Origin of the sequence: Streptomyces griseochromogenes, assembly GCF_001542625.1 — a bacterium.
Classification (GTDB): domain Bacteria; phylum Actinomycetota; class Actinomycetes; order Streptomycetales; family Streptomycetaceae; genus Streptomyces; species Streptomyces griseochromogenes.
This window is the reverse complement of the sequence record NZ_CP016279.1, coordinates 1,967,120-1,992,652: the sequence shown is the minus strand read 5'-3', so window position 1 is coordinate 1,992,652 and position 25,533 is coordinate 1,967,120. Positions and strand designations below refer to the sequence as shown.

Below are 25,533 nucleotides of genomic sequence, written 5' to 3'. Positions count from 1 at the left end.
GGCTGTATCAGTGTCGCAGATCGAATCCGCTGCTCCGGAGCCTCGGTCTCGGGCGGGCCCGCCCGGACCGGGTGCGGCCCGCCTACAGCACGCCCAGTGCGGGGATGCCGACGTTGAGCGGCCCGAAGCCGATGGGATCCGCGACGCTGTACAGGATTGCGCCGGTGGGCGAACCGTCGGGCTGGGAAACCGTGGGCGGCAGCGGCAGGTGCGTACCGCCCGCCGGAAGGGAATCGACGTGCTGCGCGACCGCCGAAGCGCTGGACGCGGACAGGGCGAGGCCGCCGACAGTGAGAAGTGTGACGGCCGCGATCCGGGAAGACTTGATCATCTGAATCCTTCGAAGGGCTTTTCGCCTGCTCCCCCTGTGAACGCGCCAGTCGCCCCCGGGTGACGCCTCGCACACCTCCCGCAGGACAATGCCCTGGATTCCGTACTCGGGAAGGGTGACGCACCGATGGCACACTCCGCCGGTCCGCCCTCGCCGGGGCGCCGTCGTCCGGACCTGCGGCACTGGCTGAGGCTCCGGAGTCCGCACTTCGCCGTCCTCGGCGTGTGCATGGCCGTCGGCGGGCTCGCCGGCGGGGTGCGCTCCGTGTGGGACGGCGAGGGGATCCGGACGATTCTCGGCACCTTCGGCCTGGGGATCTTCGGCTTGCTCAGCGTGGTGAGCTACTTTCTCTCCTACGAAGACCGGCGAGGCCGCCGCTGAGCGCCTGGGAATCAAGAGCCCCGGAGGTCTCGTGCCTCGGGTATCGGAAACCCGCTTGGCCGGGCCCCGCCCGCTCCCTACGCTGAGCGCATGCCTGCCGCGAAGACCTCGTACGTCCGCAGCACCGGAGAGTCGGCCGAGAGGGCTCCGCGCCGGGTCGAGCTGCCGTGACGGGTCTGGACGCGCTCACCCGGGCCGTGCCCCCGCCCGGCGACCCGGTCGACGCCCGCGGGGACTGGGCCGAGGCCGAGGCGCGGCTCGGGGTGCTGCTGCCCGCGGACTACAAGCTGCTGGCCGAGACGTACGGCTGGGGCGAGTTCTGCGACTACCTGTATCTGCGCACGCCGTTCGGCACGAGTCCGCACAACGGCCTGGAGTGGTACGACGGCCTGCTCGTCTGGGGCGGCACGATGGACGCCGACCGGCTGTGCTGGCGTACCGAGGGGGACCCCGGGGAGTGGCCGGTGGTGGTCGTGGGCCGGGGCGCCGGGCGGGAGGAGTTCGCGCCGGGTGCGGCCGGGTTCGTCGAGGAGTGGGTGACGGGGCGGTTGCGCTCAGAGGTTCTGGCCGGCATGGAGCCCGACCTGGCGCCCTGGTTCAACGGCTGCGGGCCCCGGCTGCACCGCTGCCTAGGGCTGTCCGAGGGCTCACGGCCGTACGCCGAGCGGCTGCGGATCCTGCGCGATGTGCTGGCCCCGACCGTGGACCGGGGGTCGTGGCAGTCCGAGGACGGAGCGCGGGGCCAGGACCACTTCGCCACCGTCGGCCCGGACTGGCACCTCACCTACGACCGCTCCGGCCGCCACCAGATCCGCGTCTCCTTCCCGCCCGAGGACCGCACACAGGTCCGCGACCGCCTCTTCGCGGCCGTACGGCTGATGGGCTGCACACTGCTGGAGATCACCACCGCCGAGGGCCGGCCGCTGGCGGACTGGGACGCCGACGACGCCTAGGGCCAGGGCCTACGACAAAGGGCCCCGCCCCGCGCACGGCAGGACGAGGCCCGAAAGCCGTACGCGGACGGCCCTCACGCGGAGCCGACGAAGATCACCATCAGCAGCCACACCACGGGAGCCGTCGGCAGGAGCGAGTCCAGCCGGTCCATGATCCCTCCGTGCCCGGGGAGCAGCGTGCCCATGTCCTTGATGCCCAGGTCACGCTTGATCATGGATTCGCCGAGGTCGCCCAGGGTGGCGCTGCCGGCCACCGCGAGGCCCAGCAGCAGGCCCTGCCACCAGCTGCCCCCCTCGATCAGGAACTGCATGCACAGCGCGCCCGCGACCATGGCGAACAGCACCGCGCCGAGCAGGCCCTCACGGGTCTTGCCGGGGCTGATGCGCGGTGCGAGCTTGTGCTTGCCGAAGCGCCAGCCGACGGCGTACGCACCCGTGTCACTCACGACCGTCAGGAGCAGGAAGGTGAGCACGCGCCAGGGGCCGTCGTCGGCGGTGAGCATGAGCGCGACGAACGTGGCGAGGAACGGCACGTAGAACGCGGCGAAGACGCCCGCCGTGACGTCCTTGAGGTAGCCCTCGGGCGGCTCGGTCATCCGCCAGACCAGAACCGCGAGCGCGGTCAGGGCCATGGCGACCCAGGCGCCCTCGGCTCCCCGCACATACCCGGCGACCACCATCGCCGCACCGCCGACCGCGAGCGGCACGAGCGGCGCCTTGATGCCCTTGCGCTCCTGGAGCCTGCTGGTCAGCTCCCACAGACCCACGACCACGGCGACCGCGACCACGCCCACGAACACGGCCTTGCGGACGAACAGCGACGCGACGATCACCACACCGAGCCCGACACCGACCCCTATGGCCGCGCTCAGGTCACGGCCCGCGCTCTTCTTCTGCGGCGCTGGCGCCGGCTGCGGGGCGTCGGACATGGGCTCCGGATTCTGCGAGAGATTCTGCGCTGGACTCTGGGTGGCGTTCGGCGCCTGAAGCTGCGCCGGGTGCGGCGTCCCGTCCCGGAACAAGGGGCCACCCAGCCGGGCGGCCCCCCGGTCGTCGTCCTGGTCTCCGCCATACGCGGGTACGTCGGGCACGATGGGCATGGGGCGAGTCTGCTGCGCCTGAGGCGCATCGTACGTGGGACCCGCCGGGGCAGCCCCCTGGACAGGCCCACGCTCAGTGGGCCCCCAGTACCCGGATTGCGGCGGCACTCCCCAGGAAGAGTCGCTCATCAGACTTCGAGCAGCTCCGCTTCCTTGTGCTTGAGGAGCTCGTCCACCTGAGCCACGTACTTGGCTGTGGTGTCGTCGAGCTCCTTCTCCGCACGGCGGCCCTCGTCCTCGCCGACCTCGCCGTCCTTGATCAGCTTGTCGATGGCGTCCTTGGCCTTGCGGCGCACGGAGCGGATGGACACCTTGGCGTCCTCGGCCTTGCCCTTGGCGACCTTGATGTAGTCGCGGCGGCGCTCCTCGGTCAGCTCGGGGAAGACCACCCGGATGATGTTGCCGTCGTTGCTGGGGTTGACGCCCAGATCGGAGTCGCGGATCGCCTGCTCGATGTTGCGCAGCGCGCTCTTGTCGAACGGCGTCACGACCGCCATGCGCGGTTCCGGCACGGAGAACGAGGCCAGCTGGTTGATCGGCGTCGGGGCACCGTAGTAGTCGGCCACGATCTTGTTGAACATCGCCGGGTGCGCACGACCGGTGCGAATCGCGGCGAAGTCCTCCTTGGCGACCACGACGGCCTTCTCCATCTTCTCCTCGGCCTCGAGGAGGGTCTCTTCGATCACCACTTGCTCCTGCGTGTCTTGAGTAAGGCCCGGCTGCGGTTCCTCTATCGGGCGGCGGCCGGCTGCGTCGCGTCTTCTTCCTGCACGGTTCCCGACCGGCAGGACATTGTCCATCCCCCGGCCAGGGTGCGTCCCGCCCGTCCCCCGGACAGGTGTCGTACCCCGGGCGACGGGGGTGTGCCGGTCAGGCCCGGCTGCCCTGGTCACCCACCAGCGTGCCGATCTTCTCACCCTTGACGGCGCGGGCGATATTGCCCTCCGCCAGCAGCTCGAACACGAGGATCGGCAGCTTGTTGTCGCGGCACAGCGTGATCGCGGTGGCGTCGGCGACCTTGAGGTCGCGGGTGATGACCTCGCCGTAGCCGAGGGCGTCGAACTTGACGGCGTCGGGGTTGGTCTTGGGGTCGGAGTCGTAGACCCCGTCCACACCGTTCTTGCCCATGAGCAGCGCCTCGGCGTCGATCTCCAGGGCCCGCTGGGCGGCGGTGGTGTCGGTGGAGAAGTACGGCATGCCCATACCGGCGCCGAAGATGACCACGCGGCCCTTCTCCAGGTGGCGCACGGCGCGCAGCGGGATGTACGGCTCGGCGACCTGGCCCATGGTGATGGCGGTCTGCACCCGGCTGTCGATGCCCTCCTTCTCCAGGAAGTCCTGGAGGGCGAGGCAGTTCATCACGGTGCCGAGCATGCCCATGTAGTCGGAGCGCGCACGGTCCATGCCGCGCTGCTGGAGCTCGGCGCCCCGGAAGAAGTTGCCGCCGCCGATGACGACCGCGACCTGCGCCCCGTCGCGCACGACGGCCGCGATCTCGCGGGCGATCTTGTGCACCACGTCCGGATCCACGCCCAGGCCCCCGCCACCGGAGAAGGCCTCTCCGGACAGCTTCAGCAGAAACCGGCCGCGTACTTTGCCGTCGTCGCTCTTCTGGGCCTTGGTGGTCATGGAGATCCCGCCTCTTTCACGTGTTGCACATACGAAGAAGGCCATTGCCGATGGGGTCGCTTTTCGCTCCCATGCGCGGCAATGGCCTCCTCGTCAGATCTGCTGCCGTCCGCCACATGCCTGGGTGTGGCGGTGTGCGCGGACGACTGCTGTCGACCCTACCGAGAATTCTCCTCGGGTCGCGCGTCGATCGCCGTACGGACTCAGATGCCGACCTTGATGCGCGAGAAGCGCTTCAGGGTGACACCGGCCTCGTCCAGAATCTTCTGGACCGACTTCTTGTTGTCCAGCGCGTACGGCTGGCCGAGCAGCGTGGCGTCCTTGAAGAAGCCGTTCAGACGACCCTCGACGATCTTGGCGATCGCGGCCTCGGGCTTGCCCTCGGCGCGGGTGGTCTCCTCGGCGATACGACGCTCGGACTCCACGATGTCGGCCGGGACGTCCGCCTGGGAGAGGTACTTCGGCGCGAACGCGGCGATGTGCTGCGCGATGCCCTTGGCGACCTCGGCGTTCGGCTTGTCCAGCTCGACGAGGACACCGATCTGCGGGGGCAGGTCGGGCATCGTGCGGTGCATGTAGGCGGTGACGTAGCCGTCGGCGAACTGCGCGAAGCGGTCCAGGACGATCTTCTCGCCGAGGTTGGCGTTGGCCTCGTCGACGAACGCCTGGACGGTCTTGCCGGCCTCGATCTCGGAGGCGAGCAGCGCCTCGAGGTCGGCCGGGGAGGTCTTGGCGACGTGCTCGGCGATGGTCTTGGCCACGGCCTGGAACTTGTCGCCCTTGGCGACGAAGTCCGTCTCGCACTTCAGCTCGACGATGACGCCGGAGGAGTTGTCGTCGGCGATGATGGAGACCACGGCGCCGTTCTCGGCGGCGCGGCCCTCGCGCTTGGCGACGCCCTTCTGGCCCTTGATGCGGAGCGCCTCGACGGCCTTCTCGACGTTGCCCTCGGCCTCGTCCAGCGCCTTCTTGCAGTCCATCATGCCGGCGCCGGTCAGCTCACGGAGCTTCTTGACGTCGGCGGCGGTGTAGTTCGCCATGAGTCTGTGAGTCTTTCTCGAAGTCGTGGGAGAACGGAGATCGGTATCAGTGTGCCGTCCACATGTAGACGCGGATCGCGGACGCCGTACCGACCTACGGGTGAACAGCGGGGGCGGACTTCATGTCACCCGCCCCCGCCGTCGACGCTGACGTCAGGCCTGCTCGCCCTCGGCGGCCTTCTCGCCCTCGGCCGCAGCCTCGGCGGGAGCGGCCTCGGCCGCGGGGGCCTCGGCAGCAGGAGCCTCGGCCGCGGGGGCCTCGGCAGCAGGGGCCTCGGCAGCAGGGGCCTCGTCCTTCTTCTCGCCCTCGAGCAGGTCGCGCTCCCACTCGGCCAGCGGCTCGCCCGCGGCCTTCTCGCCCTTGTCACCGGTGGCGACACGGGAGCGGGAGATGAGGCCCTCGGCGACCGCGTCGGCGATCACGCGGGTGAGCAGGGTGACGGAGCGGATCGCGTCGTCGTTGCCCGGGATCTTGTAGTCGACCTCGTCGGGGTCGCAGTTGGTGTCGAGGATCGCGACGACCGGAATGTTCAGCTTCCGGGCCTCACCAACGGCGATGTGCTCCTTCTTGGTGTCCACGATCCAGACGGCGCTGGGCACCTTCTGCATCTCGCGGATACCACCGAGGGTCTTCTCCAGCTTGGCCTTCTCGCGCGAGAGCACGAGAAGCTCCTTCTTGGTCAGACCGGACGCGGCGACGTCCTCGAAGTCGATCTGCTCGAGCTCCTTGAGGCGCTGCAGACGCTTGTAGACGGTCGAGAAGTTGGTGAGCATGCCGCCCAGCCAGCGCTGGTTGACGTAGGGCATGCCGACGCGGGTGGCCTGCTCGGCGATGGCCTCCTGCGCCTGCTTCTTCGTGCCGACGAACATGACCGTGCCGCCGTGGGCGACGGTCTCCTTGACGAACTCGTAGGCGCGGTCGATGTACGACAGCGACTGGAGCAGGTCGATGATGTAGATGCCGTTGCGCTCGGTGAAGATGAAGCGCTTCATCTTCGGGTTCCAGCGACGGGTCTGGTGACCGAAGTGGACGCCGCTTTCCAGCAGCTCCCGCATCGTGACGACGGCCATGGCCGTATCTCCTTGAAACTCTCGGTTGTGCCGCGGATGCCGGACGGCTTCCGCGCCTGACGCCCGCGATGCGCCGTGCCACGAAGGACCGAGGGGCGCTGACACTGGCTTGTGATCACCAGATGTCGGGGCGTGCGAAGTCGACCCGGTGACCCGGATCGCCAGAAGAAGTGTACGGGACCGGCGGAGCACCGGGTGACGCCGCTCTCCACAACCGGTGAGTAGTCCACAGATCCCTGCCATGATCCGAGGGGGTGCGGGAGGGTTCCCGCATGCGACGAGTGAGGCGATGCGTGGCCCTGGCGGCGGCTTGGCCGCTGGCCGCGGCGGTGACGGTACTGGCCCCCCTGGCCTGGGCGGACACATCCGCTCCGGCACCGGCGCCACCCCCCGAGGACCGGATTCCGGCCATCGCCGGCACCTGGCCGGTGGGCGTACGGCCGACGGTGCTACGGGGCTTCGAGCCCCCGGCGACGGTGTACGGTCCCGGCCACCGCGGCGTGGACCTGGGCGCGCCCGCGGGCACTCCGGTACGCGCGGTTGCGGCCGGCCGGGTGACGTTCGCGGGCCGGGTGGCGGGACGAGGCGTGCTGTCGATGGAACTGACGGGCACGGGGCTGCGGACGACGTACGAGCCCGTGAGCCCCTCGGTGAAGAAGGGCGATCGGGTGAGGGCCGGCGAGACGGTGGGCACGGTGGAGCCGACCGGTTCCCACTGCGGTGCGGCCACGTGCGTGCACTGGGGCCTGCTCAGAGACAAGACGTACCTGGACCCGTTGTCCCTGCTGCCACCGTGGCTGCTGCGGAGGGGGCCGTCGAGACTGCTGCCGGTGCTGGGGTACCGGTACCTGCCTGACCGCGGGCAGGCGCCGGCCCGTGCGGCTGCGCAAGCGGGGGAAAGCGCCCCCACCCCCGCCCGGCACCGGCCGACCTAGCCCTTCACACCCCGCAGCGCCATGGCCACAGCGGCATCCGTGATCGAAGAAGGATCCTCCGCCGCCCCCAGCTCGATCCGCCGCACAGCCGCATCCACAACCCCCTGCAGCAGCATCGCGGCCAGCCGGGGCTGCCCGTGTCCCATCTCCCCCAGCGCCTCGACGACCATCGCGACCAGCCCACCGTGCGCGGCCCGGATCTTCTCCCGCGCCCCCGCATCCAGCTCACTCGCCGAGATCGCCACCACGGCCCGGTGCCGCCCGTCCCCGACCAGCGCCAGCTGCTGCCGGACATACGCCTCGACCTTGCCCTCGGCCGACGGCGCCCGCTCCATCGCCGCCGCGACCTCCGCCGCCCACACGGGGAAGTCGACCTCGCACAGCTCTTCGACCACGGCGGCCCGCGAGCGGAAGTACTCGTACACGGACGACCGCGCCAGCCCCGTGCGCTCGGCCAGCGCGGGAAAGGTCAGCGCCTCCGTCCCGCCCTCGGACAGCAGGGTCCGGGCCGCGTCCAGCAGGGCGGCTCGCTGCATCGACCGGTGCTCGGCCACGGAGGCCGCTCGAATCCTTGGCACGTCAACCACTTTACGGACGCACCCCCGGGAACGGGAGCGACTCAGCGCCCGAAGCTCGCCAGCTTCGCCCGCAACTGCAGCACCGACTTGGTGTGGATCTGGCTGACCCGGCTCTCGGTGACCCCGAGCACGTTGCCGATCTCCGCGAGGGTGAGCCCCTCGTAGTAGTAGAGCGTGACGACGGTCTTCTCCCGCTCGGGCAGCGTGTTGATCGCCCGGGCCAGGAACCGCCTCAGCTCCCGGTCCTCGGCCACCTCCACCGGATTGTCGGCGGCGGTGTCCTCCAACGTGTCCATGAGGCTGAGCCGGTCCCCGCCCTCGCCGCCGACGTGCAGCAGCTCCTCCAGGGCCACCACGTTGGCCAGCGACAACTGGCTGAACACGGCGTGCAGTTCGTCGACCTCCATGCCCAGCTCGGCGGCGACCTCGCCTTCGGTCGGGGTGCGCCGCAGCCGCGCCTCCAGCGTGGCGTAGGCCCGCTCGACATTGCGCGCCTTCTGCCGGACTGACCGGGGGATCCAGTCCAGCGCCCGCAGCTCGTCGATCATCGCGCCCCGGATCCGGGTGATCGCGTACGTCTCGAACTTGATCTCACGGTCGATGTCGAACTTCTCGATCGCGTCGATCAGCCCGAACACCCCCGAGGAGACGAAGTCGGCCTGCTCCACGTTGGGCGGCAGACCGACGCTGACCCGGCCCGCCACGTACTTGACGAGCGGCGAGTAGTGCAGGATCAGCTGCTCCCGCAGCCGGTCGTCCCCCGTCGCCTTGTACGACCGCCACAGTTCGTCGAGCGTCGAGGGAGCGGGCGGCCGCACGCTGCCACCGTCGCGGGCGGCTGGGGGGATCGCCGCCCGGTCGGACCCGGAGGTGTGCTGGGGCATTCGTCGCCTTGTGTCGTTCTGCCGTGAAGTGCTGCGAGGTGAGGTAAGTGAGCGGAGGTGGGTCGTCGTGGGGGGAAGTGGGCCACCTGGGTGAGCTGTCGGTCTGGTGTCGAGTTGGCGCGGTCTGCGCCCCGGCCTTCGTGAGCGTAGCGTGACTGAGGAGTCGCGGTGTGCGAACAGCGAGGCTCCACCCGTGCGCGGGGCCCCCTCCCGGTCCGCACCGCCGCGCCGGGTAGCTCGCTCTGTGTGACCGGCCGAAGGCACCAACTCCGGGAAACCCCAAGGGTGTAGGGGCTTCCCCCGGACGGCCGAACACGCTCGGTCAGGATGGACTGCGACCGCTCCGGACGGAGATCATCGCCTGGCGTGTCAACTTCCAGCCATCGCCGTGTCGTTCGACGTAACCAAGTGCTCGGAGTTCGTACAGCCTCGCGATCGCCTCGTCCGGCGTGGTGCGGGCGCCGCGCGCGATCTCCCCGGCGGATGCCGCGCGGTTGCCGGGCAGCGCGGCCAGGACGGCCCGAGCGGCGGGTTCCAGCAGGTCACGCGGGAGGACGGGGCCCCGTCGGGGTGGGGCCAGCTCACCCATGTCGCCCACGAGTTCGATCACTTCCGCGGCGTCGGTGACGAGGGCCGCCTCGCCGCGCAGCAGTTCGTGCACACCGCCGGAGAGCGAGCTGGTGACCGGCCCGGGTACACCCATCGTGAACCTGCCGAGGCGCTGGGCGGCCCGCGCGGTGACCAGCGAGCCGCTGCGGCAGGCGGCCTCCACGACGACGGTGCCCCGGGTGAGCGCGGCGATCACCCGGTTGCGGAGGATGAAGCGGCTCGGTGTGGGGTGATCGCCCGGCGGCAGTTCGCCGACCACCAGCCCCTGTGCGGCGATCCGGTTGATCAGCGCGGTGTGGCCGCGGGGATAGGGCCGGTCGACGCCGCAGGCCAGGACGGCGACGGTGGCTCCGCCGGCGGCGAGGGCGCCGCGATGGGCGGCCCCGTCGATGCCGTACGCACCCCCTGACACGACGACCCACCCCCGCTCGGCGAGCCCCGAGGCGAGGGAGCCGGCCGTATGGGCGCCGTATTCGGTGCAGGCACGGGCGCCCACGACGGCCACGGATCTGAGCGCCCACATCCGCAGGCTGGGCACTCCGCGCACCCACAGCCCCGTCGGCCGGCCGTCTCCCAGGTCGTCGAGCTGCCTCGGCCACTCCGCGTCCCCCGGACACACGAACCGCATCCCGGCGGCCCGCGCGACCCGGAGATCCCGCTCCGGCTCGGCCCGCCCGGCCCTTGCCACCAGCCCGGCCCACCGCGTCCCGCTGACCCCCGGCAGCGGCTCCGCGCCCCCGCGCAGCCGACGCACCACCTCCCTCACCCCGAACTCCCGCAACCACCGCCCCCCGACCTCATCCCCCGGCTCGACAACCCGGGCAAGAAACACCCGCCCGACCAGTTCCTCGACCGTGTCGTCCTCTCCGGTCACGGCAGAGCCCCGATGGCCATGGGCACGCCCCGGGGGACTCCGGTGCGCAGTTGCAGGGCGAGGCAGACGTCGGTGGCGTCCGGCCGGTCGTGGCCGACGAGGTCCGCGACCGTCCAGGCGACGCGCAGGACCCGGTCGATCCCGCGAGCCGTGAGCACCCCCCGCTCGAGGTTCCGTTCGGCCTCGTCCATCGCCCCGGCGACCGGCTGGAAACGGCTCCGCAGCTCCCGTCCGGGCACCTCACTGCTGGTACGCCAGGGGGTCCTGTCGAGACGGGCGGCCGCCCGCTCCCGGGCTGCCCTGACACGGTCGGCGACGGTCGCGGTGGACTCGCCCCGGGCACCGGGCCGGGTGAGCTGGGCGCGGGTCACCGGGTCGACCTCGACCCGCAGGTCGACCCGGTCCAGCAGCGGGCCGGACAGCCGGGCCTGGTAGCGACGGATCGCCGACGGCGGGCAGTCGCACAGGGCGTCCCGTTGCGAGAAACGCCCGCAGGGGCAGGGGTTCGCCGCCAGGACCATCTGGAACCTGGCCGGGAACCGGACCACGCCCGCACTGCGCGCGATCACCACGTGTCCGGACTCCAGAGGCTGCCGCAGGGCGTCCAGGGCCTGGCTGCGAAACTCGGGCGCCTCGTCGAGAAAGAGGACACCACGGTGGGCCAGGGACACGGCACCGGGCCGCGCGAAGCCCGGGCCGCCGCCGACGAGTGACTGCATCGTGGCCGAGTGGTGCGGGGCGCAGTACGGCGCGACATCGATGAGCGGCTTGCCCGGCGGCAGCAGTCCGGCCACCGAGTGGACCGCCGTGACCTCCAGCGACTCCTCCCGGGTGAGCCGGGGAAGCACGGCGGGCAGCCGCTCGGCGAGCATGGTCTTGCCCACGCCCGGCGGGCCTTCGAGGAACAGGTGGTGCCCGCCGGCCGCGGCCACCTCCACGGCCGTCCGCGCCGAGGTCTGGCCCACGACATCGGCCAGATCGTGGCCCTGGTCGTGCTGTGCGGCGCCGACGCTGTGCATGCCGGTGGCCGCGCCCGTGCCCGGGATGCGCAGACCGGCCAGGAGAGGATCCGGGCGTCCCTGATCGTCCGGCTCCTCCTCGGGTACGGGTTCGTCGGTCAGGACGGCGATCAGCTGCCGCAGGCTGCGGATGCCGAGCACCGACACACCGGGGACGAGCGAGGCCTCGGCGGCGGCGCACTCCGGTACGACCACCTGTTCATAGCCGGCGTCGGCAGCGGCCAGCACCGCCGGCAGGATGCCCCGTACCGGCCGGACACGGCCGTCCAGTCCGAGTTCTCCGATCATGACGATGTCGGCCAGGACCCGGGGATCGATCCGCTCCGCCGCACCGAGCACCGCGCAGGCGACGGCCAGGTCGAAGCCAGAGCCTGCCTTGGGCACCGAGGCGGGGCTGAGACCGACGGTGAGCTTCTTCTGCGGCCACGCGGCACCCGAGTTCACCACCGCCGCCCGCACCCGGTCGCGGCTTTCCGTCAGGCTCTTGTCCGGGAGGCCCACCAGGGTGAAGGCGGCCACTCCGGGTTCCAGGTCGGCCTGGACCTCGACGACCACTCCCTCGACGCCGACCAGGGCCACCGAGCATGTACGGGCGAATCCCATCTCAGACCACCCCCCGCGCGTGCTCGACGGCCGGGGCGCCGCGGCGGGGCAGGAGGACGCCGATCAGGTCGATGCGGACGCCTCCCGGCGGGGCCCCTCCGTGGGTCTGGATCCAGCGTTCGGCGAGGGTCAGCAGGCGCTGTGCCTTCTCGGGCGTGACGGCGGCCATCGGGTGCTGGAACGCGCCGCCCCTGCGGGTCTTCACCTCACAGACGACCAGCGTGCCCCCGTCCCGGGCCACGATGTCGATCTCGCCCGACCGTCCGCAGCGCCAGTTGCGCTCCAGGATCGTCATACCGGCCTCGGCCAGCCGGCGCGCGGCCAGATCCTCGCCGTACCTGCCCAGTCCACTGCGTGCCTTGCTCATGTCGGCACCACCTCCGGCGCCAACCGTCACGCATCACGCGAGAAGAAGTGGATCTTGGTGAGTTACTTGGCGGTTGTGGAAATCCCCGTCACCCGAAAGGGGACAACGCCGGTCATCAGCCGCCCGGAAGTTCCAGGTCGCTCTTGTTCAGCTCCTCGATGTTCACGTCCTTGAACGTGAGGACCCGAACCTGCTTCACGAAACGGGCCGGCCGGTACATGTCCCAGACCCAGGCATCCGCCATGGACACCTCGAAGAACACCTCGCCCTGGACCGAGTGCACCTGCATCTCGTAGTCGTTGGTGAGGTAGAAGCGCCGCTCGGTCTCGATCACGTATTTGAACAGACCGACGACGTCTCGGTACTCCCGGTAGAGCTTCAGCTCCATCTCGGTCTCGTACTTTTCGAGGTCCTCGGCGCTCATGGCATGTTCCCCTTCAGCCGTGCGATCCCACCATTGTGCGCCAGTCCGACGAGCCCTCAGACGATTTCCGTGTCCAGGGTCACGGGCCTGGCGGGGGGACCTTCGTCGAGCAGCGTGTGCAGCAGCTCGGCGAGTCTGGTCGGATACACCGTCTCATGCGCCCGGGTCAGTTCCCGACACGTCCACCACCGTGCTCCGGCGACACTGCGCCGCTCAAGATCCGTCAGGCCCTGGGCCCGGGTCGCCGTCTGGGTCGTACGGGCCAGGTAGTACCACTCGTCCTGGTCCCAGCGGCGGCCGGCGAACGGGAAGGAGCAGCGCCGGCGCCACAGCACGGGGCCGAGTTCGACGTCGGTGATGCCGGTCTCCTCGGCGAGTTCCCTGAGCGCGGCCTCCTCGCGGGTCTCGGTGCCCTCCAGGCCGCCTCCGGGGGTGAACCACCAGTCGTCGGCCGGATCGTCCGGCTCGTGGCCGTGCAGGAGGAGGATGCGGTCCTCGGGGTCGAGCAGGACCACCCGGGCCACTTTGCGCAGGCCGCCCTCGTAGGTGTCCTCGCCCGTCCGCGCGGTCCCGGCGGGCGTCTCAGCGTGCACCGGCGGGCTCCGGACGGGTGCGGGAGCGGCCCAGCCGCTTCGCGATCGGGCCGTACGCGCCACCGCCGAGGACCAGGACGGCGCCGGCGACGACCGTCAGCTCGATGATCGTGAGCGGGCCCGGCCGGGAGAGGGCGCCCAGGGCCTCGAAGCCGGTGGGGCGCTTGAGCATGCCGTTCATGGGCCAGACGACGGCGTCGACACGGGCGGAGACGGCGTTACGGGACACGGTGCCGCCGGCGGCGTCGGTGAGGTGGGCGGTCGAGTCCAGGGAGCCCTGGCGCTCGTCGCCGAGGAGGAAGAGCCGGCCCTGGGGGACGGTGACGGTCGGGAAGTTCTTGATCTCGGCCAGGCTGCCCGCGGGCAGGTACGGCTCGTCGATCTGCTTGCCGTTGACGGTGAGCTTGCCGTCCGTGCAGCAGGAGACGGTGTCGCCGCCGACCGCGACGACCCGCTTGACCACGTTGGCGTTGGTGACCCAGCTCTTGTCGCGGAAGACGACGACGTCGCCGCGCTTGACCTCGTCGCCGTCGACGCGCTGCGCCAGTACCCGGTCGCCCGCGTCGATCGTCGGGGTCATCGAGCTGGTGGGCACGGTGTACGGCCGGTAGACCACCGCTCCCCACACGAATCCGCCGAGGAACAGGACCAGACCCAGCGCCACGGCCAGCCCGGACAACCGCTGTCCGACCCGGCCGCCGCCGGCCTGTGCCGTGCCCGCGCCCGCGCTGTGCGGGGCCGTACGCGTCGTGCTCTCACCCATGGACCCGCACCCTACCCGGCGGTACCGGACAGGGGGAGCCCCCTGTTCAGCGGCCCGGGCCACTGCTTACCGCTTCTTGGGCTCCGCGTGGTCCGTCCGCCTGCGCCGCCACACCGCCACCGGCAGCACCGCCGCGACGGCGACGCCCTCGGGGGCGACCGTCAGGGACGCGGCGGCGGAGGACTTCTGGTCGAGGCCCTGGCCGAAGGTGTCCGGGACCGGCAGCGTGCCCCAGCGGTTGATCGGCCAGGCCTTCACGATGGCGCGGCCGACGACCTTGTCGACGGGGACCATGCCGTGGTGCTTGTCGGACTGGTTGTAGCGGGAGTCACGGGAGTTCTGGCGGTGGTCGCCCATCACCCAGATGTAGCCCTTGGGCACCTTCACCTTGAACGTGCCGCCCTGGTCGTCCTGGCTGCACGGAGTGTTGCCGGGGTAGACGTACGGCTCGTTCAGCGCCTTGCCGTTGACGGTGAGCGGGCCGGTGCCCTTGCACTGGACCGTGTCGCCGCCGACGCCGATCACCCGCTTGATCAGGTCCTTCTCCTCGGCGGACGGCATCAGGCCGATCCAGCTGAGCACCTTCTGCACCGGGTTCGGGGTCGGCGTCGGCTCGTCCCTCAGCCAGTCGTCCGGGTCGTGGAAGACGACGACCTCGCCGCGCTCGGGCTCGGAGCCGAACCACGGGGTGAGCTTGTCGACCAGGACGCGGTCACCCTGCTGGAGGGTGTTCTGCATCGAGTCCGACGGAATCGAGAACGCCTGTACCAGGAACGTCTTGATCAGCAGCGCCAGGACCAGCGCGATGCCGACCAGGATCGGCAGCTCCTTCCAGAAGGAGCGCGGCTTGCTCGGCCGGCCGGCCGCCCGGTCCGTGGTCTCGTCCTCGGCCCGGGGGCCCTGCTCGTCCTGCGGATTCTCGTCTCCGGCCGCCGAGAAATCGGAGTTCCCGGACATCACGGCGCCGTCCGGAGCGGGACCGCTCGGGTCCACGGGGTGCCCGCGGTGCTCCTCGCCGTCGTGTCCCGACCGTGCGCCAACCGCCACATCCCCCACGCCAACTCCTTACTCTCTGCCGCCGCCTGCGCCGGACACGGTGCAGGCCCACCACTCCCATAACGAGCGGGAGTTCCGCAGGGGTCGGGAGTCGGGTCATTCCGTTCGGATCGTCGGAGGCAACCCTATGCGACGCCCGAGGGGCCGCGGTCGACCCCGACACGGAGTTGGCGACGCCTGCGAAGGTTTTAGGTTCGTCGAGGCTGGTCCAGTGGCCGAGGGGCCAGCCGATGGCCATGGCCCGGCCGACCACGGAGCGCTCGGAGACCGTTCCGCCGTACGGGGTGTTCTGGTGGGCCCGGGAGTCCGCGGAGTCGTCCCGGTGGTCGCCCATCACCCACAGGCGCCCCTTGGGCACGGTGATGTCGAAGGGGGTCGAGGACGGGGAGTTCCCCGGATACAGGTAGTCCCCCTCGGTCAGCGGCACGCCGTTGACGGTGACCCGGCCCTGTGCGTCACAGCATTTGACGTGGTCCCCGCCGACTCCGATGACCCGCTTGATCAGGTCCTTCTCGTTGTCGGAGGGCAGCAGGCCGATGAAGCTGAGGCCTTCCTTGAGCTGTTTGACGCCGACCGGGTCGTCCTTCTTGGCGGTCTGCTCGTCGCCCAGCCAGCCGCCCGGGTCGTGGAAGACGACGACGTCCCCGCGCTGCGGCTTGGAGCCGAACCACGGGGTGAACTTGTCGACCAGGACGCGGTCGCCGATCCGGATCGTCTGCTCCATGGAGCCCGACGGGATCACGAACGCCTGGACGAGGAACGTCTTCAGGACCAGCGCTATGAGGACGGCGACACCGATCAGCAGAGGGATCTCCCGGACGGCCGAGCGCCTGCGCTTGCGCTTCACCTTGCGCTGGAGCTTGCGCCGCTCCGCGCGCGTGCGGCCACCGCCCGGCACGGAGGTGCGGCGGGAGCCGGTGGGCAGCAGGTTCTCCGCGGGCGTGCTCGGCACTCCGCGCGGCTTGCCGCGGTTACCCATGCGCGCCCGCTCCCGCCAAGTGCCCCGCCGCCGGTACGCGCGCGTAGGCGGAGGGCCGCGTCAGGTGCGTCCAGTGGGCGTACGGCCAGGCGATCCAGTCGGCCCGGCCGATGACGTCGCCGACCGGGATCATGCCGCCGCCGGGCGAGCCCAGGTGATCACGGGAGTCGCTGGAGTCGCTGCGGTGGTCTCCGAGGACGAACAGGCGGCCCGCGGGTACGACGACGTCGAAGGGGACGCTGGACGGGGTGTCCCCGGGATAGAGGAACGTCGTCTCGTCGACCGGCCGGCCGTTCACCTTGAGCCTCCCCTCCTTGTCGCAGCAGACCACGCGGTCTCCCCCCACCCCTACAACACGCTTGATGTAGTCGGCGTCCCCGAAATACCCGGTCCCGTCGAAGACAACCACGTCGCCGCGGCGCGGCTGGGCACCGAAACGGTACGCCAACTTATTTACGAGAACGCGGTCGCCGATCCTCAATCCCTGCTCCATGGATCCGCTCGGAATCTGGAACGGTTGCGCCACGAAAGCGTTGAGGAGCAGCAAAAACGCCAGGCAGACGAAGAGGGTGAGGGTGATCCTGCCGCCCGGCAGCCACTCGGTGATCCGCGACACCAACGCGAAACGCGACCGGCCCTCCACCCCCGGAGTACCGGGGCGGGAGGAGCGGTCGCGTTCCGTCGGCTGTGCTTCGGTGTCCATCGAGGCCAGATGCTATCCGGCCCCGCTGTGACTCCGGGAAAGCGCTCAGTTCTCGCGCTTCTCCTTGATCTTCGCGGCCTTGCCGCGCAGGTCACGGAGGTAGTACAGCTTGGCGCGGCGCACGTCGCCCTTGGTGACCAGCTCGATCTTCTCGACGATCGGGGTGTGCACCGGGAAGGTGCGCTCGACGCCGACGGAGAACGAGACCTTGCGGACCGTGAAGGTCTCGCGGACACCGGAGCCCTGGCGGCGGATCACAACGCCCTTGAACTGCTGCACACGGGAGCGGTTGCCCTCGATGACGCGGACGTGGACGTTGACGGTGTCACCCGGGCGGAAGGCCGGGATGTCGCTGCGCAGCGACGAGGCGTCGACGGAGTCGAGCAGGTGAGACATTTCGTCTGCTTTCTTCGCTGATGCCACAGGTCATCAACGGGAACTAGGTGTACAAGAGGTCTGCCGCACGGGTCGGCGCGGGCGTCGTGTCCCCCTGTGGCAGGGGCGCTCGCCGGACGGGCGCACAGCAGCGTCCTATTCTTCCACGGCCTCGGTCCTGCGCCAAAATCGGCCGTGCGGCTCGCCCGCCGGGTCCGGGGCCCAGCCCAGGATGGAGAGCATCTCGCGGTCCTTCTTGTCGAAGGCCTTGGGGTCGCAGCGCTCGATCAGGTCGGGCCGGTTGGCCGTCGTACGCCTCAGGGCCTCGTCGCGGCGCCAGCGGGCGATCTTGCCGTGGTGGCCGCTGAGCAGCACGTCCGGGATGTCCCGGCCGCGCCACAGGGGCGGCTTGGTGTAGACGGGGCCTTCCAGGAGGTTCGCCATCGCGCCGGGCGCGAAGGAGTCGTCCCGGTGGGACTCCGCGTTGCCGAGGACTCCGGGCAGCAGCCGGGCGACGGCTTCCGTGATCACCAGGACGGCCGCCTCGCCGCCGGCCAGGACGTAGTCGCCGATGGACACCTCGTACACCGGCATCCGGGTGGCGTACTCGTCGATGACGCGCCGGTCGATGCCCTCGTAGCGGGCCGGCGTGAAGATCAGCCAGGGGCGCTCGGAGAGTTCGACGGCCAGTTCCTGGGTGAAGGGGCGGCCGCTCGGGGTGGGGACGATCAGCGCGGGGGCCCGGGCGCCGGTCTCGTAGCCGTCGGCGAGGGCGGAGTCCAGGGCGTCGCCCCAGGGCTCGGTCTTCATGACCATGCCGGGGCCGCCGCCGTACGGCGTGTCGTCGACCGTGTTGTGACGGTCGTACGTCCAGGACCGCAGATCGTGCACATGGACGTCGAGCTGCCCACGCGCGCGTGCCTTGCCGACCAGGGAGACGTTCAGCGGGTCCAGGTACTCGGGGAAGATCGTGACGACGTCGAGGCGCATCAGGACTCTTCCCGGTTCGAGTCGATCACCGCACGGTCGTCGATCAGACCCGGCGGAGGCGTGATGACCGCCCTCTGCTCCTCCAGGTCGATCTCGGTGACGATCTCCTCCACGAAGGGGATCATCACCTCGCTGCCGTCCGGGCGCTCCACGATGAACAGGTCCTGGGAGGGCAGGTGCGAGATCTCCGTGATCCGGCCGACCTCCGTGCCGTCCTCGGTGACCACGTCGAGGTCGATGAGCTGATGGTCGTAGTACTCGTCCTCGCCCTCGGGAAGCTCCTCGGGGTCGATCTCGGCGATCAGCAGGGTGTTGCGCAGGGCCTCGGCGCCGTTGCGGTCGCCGACACCCTCGAAGCGCAGGAGCAGGCGGCCGCTGTGCACGCGGCCGGTGGCGATGGTGAGCGGCCCGGTCGAGGCCGGGTCGGTGGCCAGGACGGCGCCCGGCGCGAGCCTGAGCTCGGGCTCGTCCGTACGTACCTCGACGGTGACCTCGCCCTTGATGCCATGGGCACGGCCGATCCGTGCGACTACCAGCTGCACGTGTACAGATCTCCTGTCATACGACTGCGGGCCGGGGACGGCCCAGTGGCCCTCCCCGGCCCGAGCCGGTTGCGATGAAGCGTCAGCGGACGTGGTCCACGTCGACGAGGTCGACGCGGACACCGCGGCCGCCGATGGCGCCCACGACGGTGCGCAGAGCGCGCGCGGTACGGCCGTTGCGGCCGATCACCTTGCCGAGGTCGTCGGGGTGGACCCGGACCTCCAGCACGCGCCCGCGGCGCAGGTTGCGCGAGGCGACCTGCACATCGTCAGGGTTGTCGACGATGCCCTTCACGAGGTGCTCAAGCGCCTCTTCGAGCATGCTGCTCAGGCCTCGGTCGACTCGGACTCAGCCGCAGCCTCGTCCTTCTTCTCAGCCTTCTTCTTCTGGGTGATCGCCTCACCCTTGCCCTCGTCGTCACCGCCGAGCGCCTCGAACGACGGACGCGTGGCCTTCGGCTCGGCGACGAGCAGCGGCGCGGGAGCCGGCTCGCCCTTGAACTTCTGCCAGTCGCCGGTCTTCTTCAGGATGGCGAGGACGGGCTCGGTCGGCTGCGCGCCGACACCCAGCCAGTACGCCACGCGCTCGGCGTCCACCTCGATGACCGACGGGTTGTAGGTCGGGTGGTACTTGCCGATCTCCTCGATGGCCCGGCCGTCACGGCGGGTACGGGAGTCGGCGACGACGATGCGGTAGTGAGGCGAACGGATCTTGCCCAGACGCTTCAGCTTGATCTTGACTGCCACGGGAGTGGATTCTCCTGGATTTGACGTGGTTGGGCACGGCGAGAATGCCGCGTGGGGTTGCGGTACCCGAGTGCCCGATGGACGCGTCAGCCGGAGGAGAGAGGGGTCCTGTGCGGCTGTCGAGTACAGCTAGCCATTGTGCCACACCCCGCGGGTCACTTCCGGCCGAGGGGGTCGACCGCGCCCGGGCAGGCCGGTGGGGCACCCGGCGTGGAGGTGAGGTCACGTCGGGTGCGCTGCGGCCCGCGGTCGCCCGCGGGACGACGACCAGGTGCCGCCGGCGGTCGCCTGCGGCACGGCGTGCGTAGCACTACGGCTGCCACGAGCAGCCGTAGTGCTAGCTCGCCACCGCTCCCACGACCTCCGGGATGCGGAACGGCTTGCCGCAGCCGCCGCACACGATGGGAGCCTGGGCCAGGACCGACGGGACCACCCGGACGTTGCGGCCGCAGTCGCAGACCGCCTTCACGCGGACGCCGCCGCCGGAGGAGCCGTGCCGGGCGGCCGGGCCGCGGAAGGTGCGCGAGGTGTCGGCGGAGGTGGCCACCGTGTGGGCCTTCAGGGCGCGCTGGAGCCGCTCGATCGTCGGGCGGTAGCGCCGCTTGGCCTCGGGGTTGAGCGTGACCAGCGAGAAACCGCTGCTGGGATGCGGCTCCTCGGGGTGGTCCAGGCCCAGCTCCTCGGCGATCGCGAGGAATCTGCGGTTGTGGTAACGGCCCGCCCGGGACGTGTCTCGTACGCCGCGGGCGGCGGCGATGCCGTGGACTGCCTCATGGAGCAGTCGCTCGAAGGAGAGTTCGTGACCGCACGCGGACGACGACTCCCCGATCAGGGACTCTGGCGCGGCAAGGTCCGGCAGCTCGGGGTGGTACCGCTGAATGTCGGCCCACGCCTGCGCCAGCTCTGCGGCGAGAACAGGTGGTGTCTGTGTCGTGCTCACGTAATGACAACGAGCGGGGGTGCCGCTGTGTTCCTATTCCGGGGCATCCCAAATAATTTGCACGTACCCGTCAGTTGCCACTGATGCGTCCTGACGAGGGCGGGTGCGCTGATCTGCGGAGAAGCCTCACAGCTCATACCAAGCCGGTGCGTAGTCTGACGTACGGTCCGGCGTACGCTCCCGCTGCGGCTGAGGGCGACGGACGACACAAGAGGCCTTTCGGCCGCTCTCGTGGATCGGGCCTCTGTATCACTCAGCGCCCGCGACGACGGCGACGTTACCGGGTGCCCGCTAGCACCCCGGCACCGGAACGTCCCCGAGGTTGCGTGGATGTGAAATCTCGCCACAGTGGTGTGCCGCCCCCAAGCCGGGCCCCACGACCCCTGGACGGCACCGCGAGCCGGGAGTTACCTGACATACGTGGATGGTGCGAGCGCACGGCACGGGGGCCACGCAATCGGGCACAGCGACGAACAGTCGGCGGATTGGGGCGCTTACCTATGACACCTACGCTCGTGCGGGAACACCTGTCTCACGCGGGTTCCGTACCGGTCCGCGTGGACCAGTACGCACGCGCGCGTGACTGGTCCGAGATCCAGGAGCGGATGCTGGTCCCGCTCTACGAAGCCGTCTGCGAGCGACTTGAAGTGGGCCCGGCCACCCGGTTGCTGGGCCTGCGCTGCGGTTCCGGTCTGGCCCTGCTGATGGCGGCTTCCAGAGGGGCCGCCGTCACCGGTGTCGACGCCTGCCCCGAACGGCTCGCCCTCGCCCGCGAGCGCCTGCTGCCGGACCCGGCGCGCGGCCCCCGCGCGCGGGGGGCCGCGAGGCTCGTCGACGGCGCGCCCGCGGACGCGGCGGACCCGCGGACACCCGCGTACACCGTGGTGACCGTCTTCGAGCCGATCGGCTGCCTGGCGGGGGACGCGGAGGGGCTCGGTGAGCTGCTGGCGGACGCGCTGCCGCTGGCCGGCCGCGGCGCGGCCGTGGTGCTGGCCGGCTGGGGGCCGCCGGAGCGCTGTGCCACCTCCTCGGTCCTGCGGGTGGCGACGAAACTGGCCGATCCTCTGCGCAGCGCGGGCAGCTGGCGGCCCGCCCGCCGTGACGACCTGGAGGAGGTCGCCCAGCGGGCCGGGCTGAAGCCGGACGGCTCGGGGCGGGTGGCCTGTCCGTTCGGGTACGCCGGCCTCGACAGCGCCGTGCGCGGCCTGCTGTCGACGGGCCTGTTCGACGCGGCGGTCGCGGCGACCGACCGCAAGCAGGTGGACAAGGAACTGACGGAGGCGCTGCATCCGCACCGGCGACCGGACGGGACCGTGTGGATGCCGAACGTGTTCCGCTATCTGATCGCCCGCGTGCGGTAGCGCTCCGCCGGGAGCGCGGTACTTCGGCGGGAGCTCTGCCTGCGGGTCCGTCGTGGCTGGTCGCGCGGTTCCCCGCGCCCCTTTGGGGCGCCGGCTACGCCTCGCTGTCCTTGCTCAGGCGGGTGATGCCCGCGATGCGGTAGGCGTCCGCCTCCTCCAGGGTCTCGTTCTCCAGGAGTGCCTCGGCCAGGGCGTCCAAGCGGCCGCGGTGGTCGCGGAGTTTGTGGCAGGCCTCCTCGTAGCACTCGTCGACGATCCGGCGCATCTCACCGTCGATCACGTCGAGGGTGTGCGGGGCGGCCGAGAGGCCGTACGCCTGCTGGGCGTCGCTCGGGAGAGCGGACAGCCGGCCGACGCGTTCGCTCATGCCCCAGCGGGCCACCATCCCGCGCGCGATGTTGGTGACCTGTTCCAGGTCGTTCTCCGCGCCCGTGGTGACGACTCCGTAGACGACGTCCTCGGCCGCCATGCCGCCCAGGGCGCCGATGATGCGGCCGCGCAGATACTCCTCCGAGTGCGCGTACCGCTCCACCTCGGGCGTGGACATCGTCACGCCGAGCGCCCGGCCGCGCGGCACGATGGTGATCTTGCGGACGGGGTCGGCGCCGGGCTGGAGCATGCCGAGCAGGGCGTGGCCGCTCTCGTGGAACGCGGTGCGGCGGCGGTCCTCCTCGGGCATCACCAGGGTGCGTTCGGCGCCCAGCTGGACCTTCTCCAGCGCCTCGGACAGATCCGCGCCGGTCACCTCGGACTGCTTGCGCTTGACGGCGAGCAGGGCGGCCTCGTTGGCGAGATTGGCCAGATCCGCACCTGTCATGCCCGGGGTCACCCGTGCCATCTGGGTCAGGTCGACGTCGGAGGCGAGCGGGATCTCCCGGGTGTGGATGCGCAGGATCGACTCGCGCCCGCCGCGGTCCGGCGGGGCCACGCTCACCACCCGGTCGAAGCGGCCGGGCCGGGTCAGCGCCGGGTCCAGGATGTCCGCGCGGTTCGTCGCGGCGATGACGATCACGCCCTCGGAGCCCGAGAAGCCGTCCATCTCGGTGAGGATCTGGTTCAGGGTCTGCTCGCGCTCGTCGTGGCCGCTGACCGAGGCGCCGCCGCCGCGCATCCGTCCGATGGTGTCGATCTCGTCGATGAAGATGATCGACGGCGCCACCTTGCGCGCCTCGGCGAACAGCTCGCGGACCCGGGAGGCGCCGACGCCGACGATCATCTCGATGAACTCGGACGCCGAGGCGGAGAAGAACGGCACGCCGGCCTCGCCCGCCACCGCCCGTGCCAGCAGGGTCTTGCCGGTGCCGGGCGGCCCTGCCAGCAGCACCCCGCGCGGGAGTTTCGCGCCCATCTTGCGGTAGGCGTCGGGGTGCTCCAGGAAGTCGACGACGTCGTCCAGTTCGCCCTTGACCTCGTCGATGCCGGCCACGTCCGCGAACGTGGTGCGTCCGGTGCCCGGCCGCAGCCCGACCGGCTTCGGCGGCGCCTTGCGCCCGAACATGCCGCCCGCGCCGCCCAGACCCGCGCCGAACCGTCGCGCGAAGAAGATCCACACCGCGACCAGGAGCACGATGGGGATCAGGGAGAGCAGCAGGTTGGACAGGAAGCCGCGCTCCTGCACGACCGGCCGGGCGGTCACCGTGACCCCGTGGCTGCTCAGGTTCTGCCACAGCTTGTCGTCCGCGAAGGCCGGCCGCTGTGTCTTGAACTTGGTGTACGTGCCGCCGCCCTCGGGGTTGGCACGGGGGCTCTTGAGCTCGCCCTGGATCGCATCGCCCTTGGAGTAGATCTTGGCGACGTTGCCGCCGCCGACCTCCTTGCTGAACTCCGTGTACGAGATCGTCGGCTCATTGCCCTGACCGAGGTAGTTCACCCCGACGTAGGCCAGCAGGAAGACGACCACCGCGGTGACGAGCAGGCCCCACCATTTGCCGCCCCTGAACCCGCCGCCGGGCCGCGGGGGCGACTCGTCCGGGGTGCCCTCGGCGCGCCACGGCTGGTCAGGGGCCTTGCGTGGGGGCGGCGCATTGCTCATATCTGGACGTTACGGCACATGACGGCGCACGGCACACGCTGAGGGCGCCTCCCTGACGGAGAGGCGCCCTCGGTGACCTATCGCTTCGCGGGTGTCAGCCCATGAACTTCTTGAACTCTTCCGGCAGCTCGAAGTCCTGGCCGCCCTGCTGCGGCAGCCCGAGGGCGCCGCCGGCCTGCGCGGCCGCCTCGCGGCGCTGCGCCTCCTCCAGCTCCTGCTGCTTGCGCTTCATCGGGTTGCCGGAGCGCTGCTTGCCCTTGGCCTTCTTCGGCTGCTTCTTGGTCCGGCCGGGGCCGCCGCCCATGCCCGGGATCCCCGGCATACCGGGCATGCCGCCGCCCTGAGCCATGCGGGACATCATCTTGCGGGCCTCGAAGAACCGCTCCACGAGGTTCTTCACCGCGCTGACCTCGACGCCGGAACCCTTGGCGATACGGGCGCGACGCGAGCCGTTGATGATCGTCGGGTCCTGGCGCTCGCCCGGGGTCATCGACTTGATGATCGCGGCGGTGCGGTCGACGTCCCGCTCGTCCAGGTTGTTGATCTGGTCCTTGATCTGGCCCATGCCCGGGAGCATGCCGAGCAGCTTGGAGATGGAGCCCATCTTCCTGACCTGCTCCATCTGGGACAGGAAGTCGTCAAGAGTGAAGTCCTGGCCCTTCTTGGACGCCAGCTTCGAGGCCATCTTCTGGGCCTCTTCCTGGCTGAAGGTCTTCTCCGCCTGCTCGATCAGGGTGAGCAGGTCACCCATGTCGAGGATGCGGGAGGCCATCCGGTCCGGGTGGAACGCGTCGAAGTCGTCCAGCTTCTCGCCGTTCGACGCGAACATGATCGGCTTGCCGGTGATCTGGCGGATCGACAGGGCCGCACCACCGCGGGCGTCACCGTCGAGCTTGGAGAGCACCACGCCGTCGAAGCCGACGCCGTCGCGGAAGGCCTCGGCCGTGTTGACGGCGTCCTGACCGATCATCGCGTCGACGACGAAGAGGATCTCGTCCGGCGAGACCACGTCACGGATGTCGGCGGCCTGCTGCATCATCTCCTGGTCGATGCCCAGGCGGCCGGCGGTGTCCACGATCACGATGTCGTGGACCTTGGACTTCGCGAAGTCGATGGAGTCCTTGGCGACCTTGACCGGGTCACCGACGCCGTTGCCCGGCTCCGGGGCGTAGACGGCGACACCGGCGCGCTCGGCGACGACGCTCAGCTGGTTGACGGCGTTGGGGCGCTGGAGGTCGGCGGCGACCAGCAGCGGCGAGTGGCCCTGCTCCTTGAGCCATCGGCCGAGCTTGCCCGCGAGAGTGGTCTTACCGGCACCCTGCAGACCCGCCAGCATGATCACGGTGGGGGGCTGCTTGGCGAAGCGCAGCCGCCGGGTCTCGCCGCCGAGGATGGTGACGAGCTCGTCGTTGACGATCTTCAGGACCTGCTGCGCCGGGTTCAGCGCCTTGGACACCTCGACGCCGAGCGCACGCTCCTTGACGTTCTTGATGAACGTGCGGACGACAGGCAGGGCCACATCCGCTTCGAGGAGCGCGATGCGGATCTCACGTGCGGTGGCGTCGATGTCCGCCTCGGAGAGCCGTCCCTTGCCGCGCAGGTTCTTGAAAGTCGCTGACAGGCGATCGGAGAGAGTGTCGAACACGGCGCTCGC

At 70.5% G+C, this 25,533-nt stretch carries 28 protein-coding genes and 1 pseudogene; 4 read left to right on the top strand and 25 right to left on the bottom strand.

Annotated elements, in window-relative coordinates:
• Positions 1–82: 82 nt before the first annotated feature.
• Complete coding sequence (locus tag AVL59_RS09215) at positions 83–331, bottom strand: hypothetical protein (RefSeq protein ID WP_067301382.1); 249 nt, start codon at positions 329–331, stop codon at positions 83–85.
• A 126-nt stretch (positions 332–457) separates the two neighbouring features.
• Here AVL59_RS09215 and AVL59_RS09210 point away from each other — a divergent pair, with 126 nt between their 5' ends.
• Positions 458–712: a hypothetical protein gene (locus AVL59_RS09210; protein ID WP_067301380.1), complete on the top strand. Its 255-nt coding sequence runs from the start codon at positions 458–460 to the stop codon at positions 710–712.
• Positions 713–879: 167 nt separating this feature from the next.
• Positions 880–1,665, top strand: coding sequence for an SMI1/KNR4 family protein (locus AVL59_RS09205; RefSeq protein ID WP_067301378.1), 786 nt, complete (start codon positions 880–882; stop codon positions 1,663–1,665).
• A 74-nt stretch (positions 1,666–1,739) separates the two neighbouring features.
• On the opposite strand, the gene AVL59_RS09200 is transcribed toward AVL59_RS09205, so the two are convergent.
• The 5 genes from AVL59_RS09200 to rpsB form a co-directional block, all read right to left on the bottom strand.
• Positions 1,740–2,894: a phosphatidate cytidylyltransferase gene (locus tag AVL59_RS09200; RefSeq protein ID WP_067301375.1), complete on the bottom strand. Its 1,155-nt coding sequence runs from the start codon at positions 2,892–2,894 to the stop codon at positions 1,740–1,742.
• A complete protein-coding gene (frr, locus tag AVL59_RS09195; RefSeq protein ID WP_067317050.1) occupies positions 2,894–3,451 on the bottom strand; it encodes a ribosome recycling factor in 558 nt (185 codons plus the stop codon). The genes AVL59_RS09200 and frr overlap by 1 nt, the downstream gene beginning before the upstream one ends.
• Before the next feature lie 184 nt (positions 3,452–3,635).
• Positions 3,636–4,394 (bottom strand): UMP kinase, encoded by a 759-nt coding sequence (gene pyrH, locus AVL59_RS09190; protein ID WP_067301373.1) that lies wholly within the window; start codon positions 4,392–4,394, stop codon positions 3,636–3,638.
• Between the two features lie 203 nt (positions 4,395–4,597).
• Complete coding sequence (gene tsf, locus AVL59_RS09185; protein ID WP_067301370.1) at positions 4,598–5,434, bottom strand: translation elongation factor Ts; 837 nt, start codon at positions 5,432–5,434, stop codon at positions 4,598–4,600.
• A gap of 153 nt (positions 5,435–5,587) precedes the next feature.
• Positions 5,588–6,505 (bottom strand): 30S ribosomal protein S2, encoded by a 918-nt coding sequence (gene rpsB, locus AVL59_RS09180; protein ID WP_067301365.1) that lies wholly within the window; start codon positions 6,503–6,505, stop codon positions 5,588–5,590.
• A gap of 272 nt (positions 6,506–6,777) precedes the next feature.
• Here rpsB and AVL59_RS09175 point away from each other — a divergent pair, with 272 nt between their 5' ends.
• On the top strand, positions 6,778–7,440 hold the full coding sequence (locus AVL59_RS09175; RefSeq protein ID WP_079146590.1) for a M23 family metallopeptidase: 663 nt from the start codon (positions 6,778–6,780) through the stop codon (positions 7,438–7,440).
• Here AVL59_RS09175 and AVL59_RS09170 read toward each other — a convergent pair.
• From AVL59_RS09170 to AVL59_RS09095, 17 genes and pseudogenes are all read right to left on the bottom strand, one after another.
• Positions 7,437–7,994: a TetR/AcrR family transcriptional regulator gene (locus AVL59_RS09170; protein ID WP_067301362.1), complete on the bottom strand. Its 558-nt coding sequence runs from the start codon at positions 7,992–7,994 to the stop codon at positions 7,437–7,439. The two genes, AVL59_RS09175 and AVL59_RS09170, sit on opposite strands and share 4 nt — an antisense overlap.
• A 65-nt stretch (positions 7,995–8,059) precedes the next feature.
• Positions 8,060–8,902: an RNA polymerase sigma factor WhiG gene (whiG, locus tag AVL59_RS09165; protein WP_030649029.1), complete on the bottom strand. Its 843-nt coding sequence runs from the start codon at positions 8,900–8,902 to the stop codon at positions 8,060–8,062.
• 322 nt (positions 8,903–9,224) lie between these two features.
• Positions 9,225–10,385, bottom strand: coding sequence for a DNA-processing protein DprA (dprA, locus tag AVL59_RS09160; protein WP_067301361.1), 1,161 nt, complete (start codon positions 10,383–10,385; stop codon positions 9,225–9,227).
• On the bottom strand, positions 10,382–12,007 hold the full coding sequence (locus AVL59_RS09155) for a YifB family Mg chelatase-like AAA ATPase (RefSeq protein ID WP_067301358.1): 1,626 nt from the start codon (positions 12,005–12,007) through the stop codon (positions 10,382–10,384). Before AVL59_RS09155 ends, dprA begins: the two co-directional genes overlap by 4 nt.
• A gap of 1 nt (position 12,008) precedes the next feature.
• On the bottom strand, positions 12,009–12,374 hold the full coding sequence (locus AVL59_RS09150) for a YraN family protein (protein ID WP_067301356.1): 366 nt from the start codon (positions 12,372–12,374) through the stop codon (positions 12,009–12,011).
• A gap of 115 nt (positions 12,375–12,489) precedes the next feature.
• Positions 12,490–12,798, bottom strand: coding sequence for a DUF2469 domain-containing protein (locus AVL59_RS09145; protein ID WP_003965949.1), 309 nt, complete (start codon positions 12,796–12,798; stop codon positions 12,490–12,492).
• A gap of 56 nt (positions 12,799–12,854) precedes the next feature.
• Positions 12,855–13,391, bottom strand: a complete 537-nt coding sequence (locus AVL59_RS09140) for an NUDIX hydrolase (RefSeq protein ID WP_067301355.1) — start codon at positions 13,389–13,391, stop codon at positions 12,855–12,857.
• Positions 13,381–14,154 carry a signal peptidase I gene (gene lepB, locus AVL59_RS09135; RefSeq protein WP_067301352.1) on the bottom strand — a complete coding sequence of 258 codons (774 nt, stop codon included), beginning with the start codon at positions 14,152–14,154 and terminating at the stop codon, positions 13,381–13,383. Before lepB (AVL59_RS09135) ends, AVL59_RS09140 begins: the two co-directional genes overlap by 11 nt.
• A gap of 66 nt (positions 14,155–14,220) precedes the next feature.
• Complete coding sequence (gene lepB / locus AVL59_RS09130) at positions 14,221–15,210, bottom strand: signal peptidase I (RefSeq protein WP_067301349.1); 990 nt, start codon at positions 15,208–15,210, stop codon at positions 14,221–14,223.
• Positions 15,101–16,189: pseudogene (lepB, locus tag AVL59_RS47605) on the bottom strand (signal peptidase I); the annotation flags it as partial. The pseudogene lepB (AVL59_RS47605) and the gene lepB (AVL59_RS09130), both read right to left, overlap by 110 nt.
• The gene (gene lepB / locus AVL59_RS09125) at positions 16,182–16,892 is read right to left on the bottom strand and encodes a signal peptidase I (protein WP_067301346.1); all 711 of its coding nucleotides are present in this window, start codon (positions 16,890–16,892) and stop codon (positions 16,182–16,184) included. The gene lepB (AVL59_RS09125) and the pseudogene lepB (AVL59_RS47605), both read right to left, overlap by 8 nt.
• A gap of 45 nt (positions 16,893–16,937) precedes the next feature.
• On the bottom strand, positions 16,938–17,288 hold the full coding sequence (gene rplS / locus AVL59_RS09120; protein WP_067301343.1) for a 50S ribosomal protein L19: 351 nt from the start codon (positions 17,286–17,288) through the stop codon (positions 16,938–16,940).
• Positions 17,289–17,423: 135 nt separating this feature from the next.
• Positions 17,424–18,257 (bottom strand): tRNA (guanosine(37)-N1)-methyltransferase TrmD, encoded by an 834-nt coding sequence (gene trmD / locus AVL59_RS09115; protein WP_067301340.1) that lies wholly within the window; start codon positions 18,255–18,257, stop codon positions 17,424–17,426.
• A complete protein-coding gene (gene rimM / locus AVL59_RS09110) occupies positions 18,257–18,799 on the bottom strand; it encodes a ribosome maturation factor RimM (protein WP_067301336.1) in 543 nt (180 codons plus the stop codon). Before rimM ends, trmD begins: the two co-directional genes overlap by 1 nt.
• Before the next feature lie 82 nt (positions 18,800–18,881).
• On the bottom strand, positions 18,882–19,121 hold the full coding sequence (locus AVL59_RS09105) for an RNA-binding protein (RefSeq protein WP_003973401.1): 240 nt from the start codon (positions 19,119–19,121) through the stop codon (positions 18,882–18,884).
• 5 nt (positions 19,122–19,126) lie between these two features.
• Positions 19,127–19,546, bottom strand: a complete 420-nt coding sequence (gene rpsP, locus AVL59_RS09100; protein WP_061925778.1) for a 30S ribosomal protein S16 — start codon at positions 19,544–19,546, stop codon at positions 19,127–19,129.
• A gap of 337 nt (positions 19,547–19,883) precedes the next feature.
• On the bottom strand, positions 19,884–20,486 hold the full coding sequence (locus tag AVL59_RS09095) for a hypothetical protein (protein ID WP_067301333.1): 603 nt from the start codon (positions 20,484–20,486) through the stop codon (positions 19,884–19,886).
• A 500-nt stretch (positions 20,487–20,986) separates the two neighbouring features.
• On the opposite strand from AVL59_RS09095, the gene AVL59_RS09090 reads away from it, so the two are divergent.
• Entirely contained in the window at positions 20,987–21,847 is an 861-nt protein-coding gene (locus tag AVL59_RS09090) for an SAM-dependent methyltransferase (protein ID WP_208870338.1), read from the top strand.
• A 94-nt stretch (positions 21,848–21,941) separates the two neighbouring features.
• Here the strand turns inward: AVL59_RS09090 and ftsH are convergent, their stop codons facing one another.
• Positions 21,942–23,879 (bottom strand): ATP-dependent zinc metalloprotease FtsH, encoded by a 1,938-nt coding sequence (gene ftsH, locus AVL59_RS09085; RefSeq protein ID WP_079146589.1) that lies wholly within the window; start codon positions 23,877–23,879, stop codon positions 21,942–21,944.
• A gap of 94 nt (positions 23,880–23,973) precedes the next feature.
• A complete protein-coding gene (gene ffh, locus AVL59_RS09080) occupies positions 23,974–25,524 on the bottom strand; it encodes a signal recognition particle protein (protein WP_067301328.1) in 1,551 nt (516 codons plus the stop codon).
• Positions 25,525–25,533 lie beyond the last annotated feature (9 nt).

Excerpts from the sequence above, each read along its gene's own strand:
- lepB (WP_067301346.1), bottom strand. The coding sequence starts at position 16,892 with ATGGACACCGAAGCACAGCCGACGGAACGCGACCGCTCCTCCCGCCCC.
- AVL59_RS09145 (WP_003965949.1), bottom strand. The coding sequence starts at position 12,798 with ATGAGCGCCGAGGACCTCGAAAAGTACGAGACCGAGATGGAGCTGAAG.
- pyrH (WP_067301373.1), bottom strand. The coding sequence starts at position 4,394 with ATGACCACCAAGGCCCAGAAGAGCGACGACGGCAAAGTACGCGGCCGG.
- AVL59_RS09155 (WP_067301358.1), bottom strand. The coding sequence starts at position 12,007 with ATGGGATTCGCCCGTACATGCTCGGTGGCCCTGGTCGGCGTCGAGGGA.
- AVL59_RS09210 (WP_067301380.1), top strand. The coding sequence starts at position 458 with ATGGCACACTCCGCCGGTCCGCCCTCGCCGGGGCGCCGTCGTCCGGAC.
- AVL59_RS09105 (WP_003973401.1), bottom strand. The coding sequence starts at position 19,121 with ATGCTCGAAGAGGCGCTTGAGCACCTCGTGAAGGGCATCGTCGACAAC.
- AVL59_RS09215 (WP_067301382.1), bottom strand. The coding sequence starts at position 331 with ATGATCAAGTCTTCCCGGATCGCGGCCGTCACACTTCTCACTGTCGGC.
- rplS (WP_067301343.1), bottom strand. The coding sequence starts at position 17,288 with ATGTCTCACCTGCTCGACTCCGTCGACGCCTCGTCGCTGCGCAGCGAC.
- AVL59_RS09090 (WP_208870338.1), top strand. The coding sequence starts at position 20,987 with ATGACACCTACGCTCGTGCGGGAACACCTGTCTCACGCGGGTTCCGTA.
- rpsB (WP_067301365.1), bottom strand. The coding sequence starts at position 6,505 with ATGGCCGTCGTCACGATGCGGGAGCTGCTGGAAAGCGGCGTCCACTTC.
- AVL59_RS09175 (WP_079146590.1), top strand. The coding sequence starts at position 6,778 with ATGCGACGAGTGAGGCGATGCGTGGCCCTGGCGGCGGCTTGGCCGCTG.
- AVL59_RS09150 (WP_067301356.1), bottom strand. The coding sequence starts at position 12,374 with ATGAGCAAGGCACGCAGTGGACTGGGCAGGTACGGCGAGGATCTGGCC.
- ftsH (WP_079146589.1), bottom strand. The coding sequence starts at position 23,879 with ATGAGCAATGCGCCGCCCCCACGCAAGGCCCCTGACCAGCCGTGGCGC.
- whiG (WP_030649029.1), bottom strand. The coding sequence starts at position 8,902 with ATGCCCCAGCACACCTCCGGGTCCGACCGGGCGGCGATCCCCCCAGCC.
- AVL59_RS09200 (WP_067301375.1), bottom strand. The coding sequence starts at position 2,894 with ATGAGCGACTCTTCCTGGGGAGTGCCGCCGCAATCCGGGTACTGGGGG.
- trmD (WP_067301340.1), bottom strand. The coding sequence starts at position 18,257 with ATGCGCCTCGACGTCGTCACGATCTTCCCCGAGTACCTGGACCCGCTG.
- lepB (WP_067301352.1), bottom strand. The coding sequence starts at position 14,154 with ATGGGTGAGAGCACGACGCGTACGGCCCCGCACAGCGCGGGCGCGGGC.
- tsf (WP_067301370.1), bottom strand. The coding sequence starts at position 5,434 with ATGGCGAACTACACCGCCGCCGACGTCAAGAAGCTCCGTGAGCTGACC.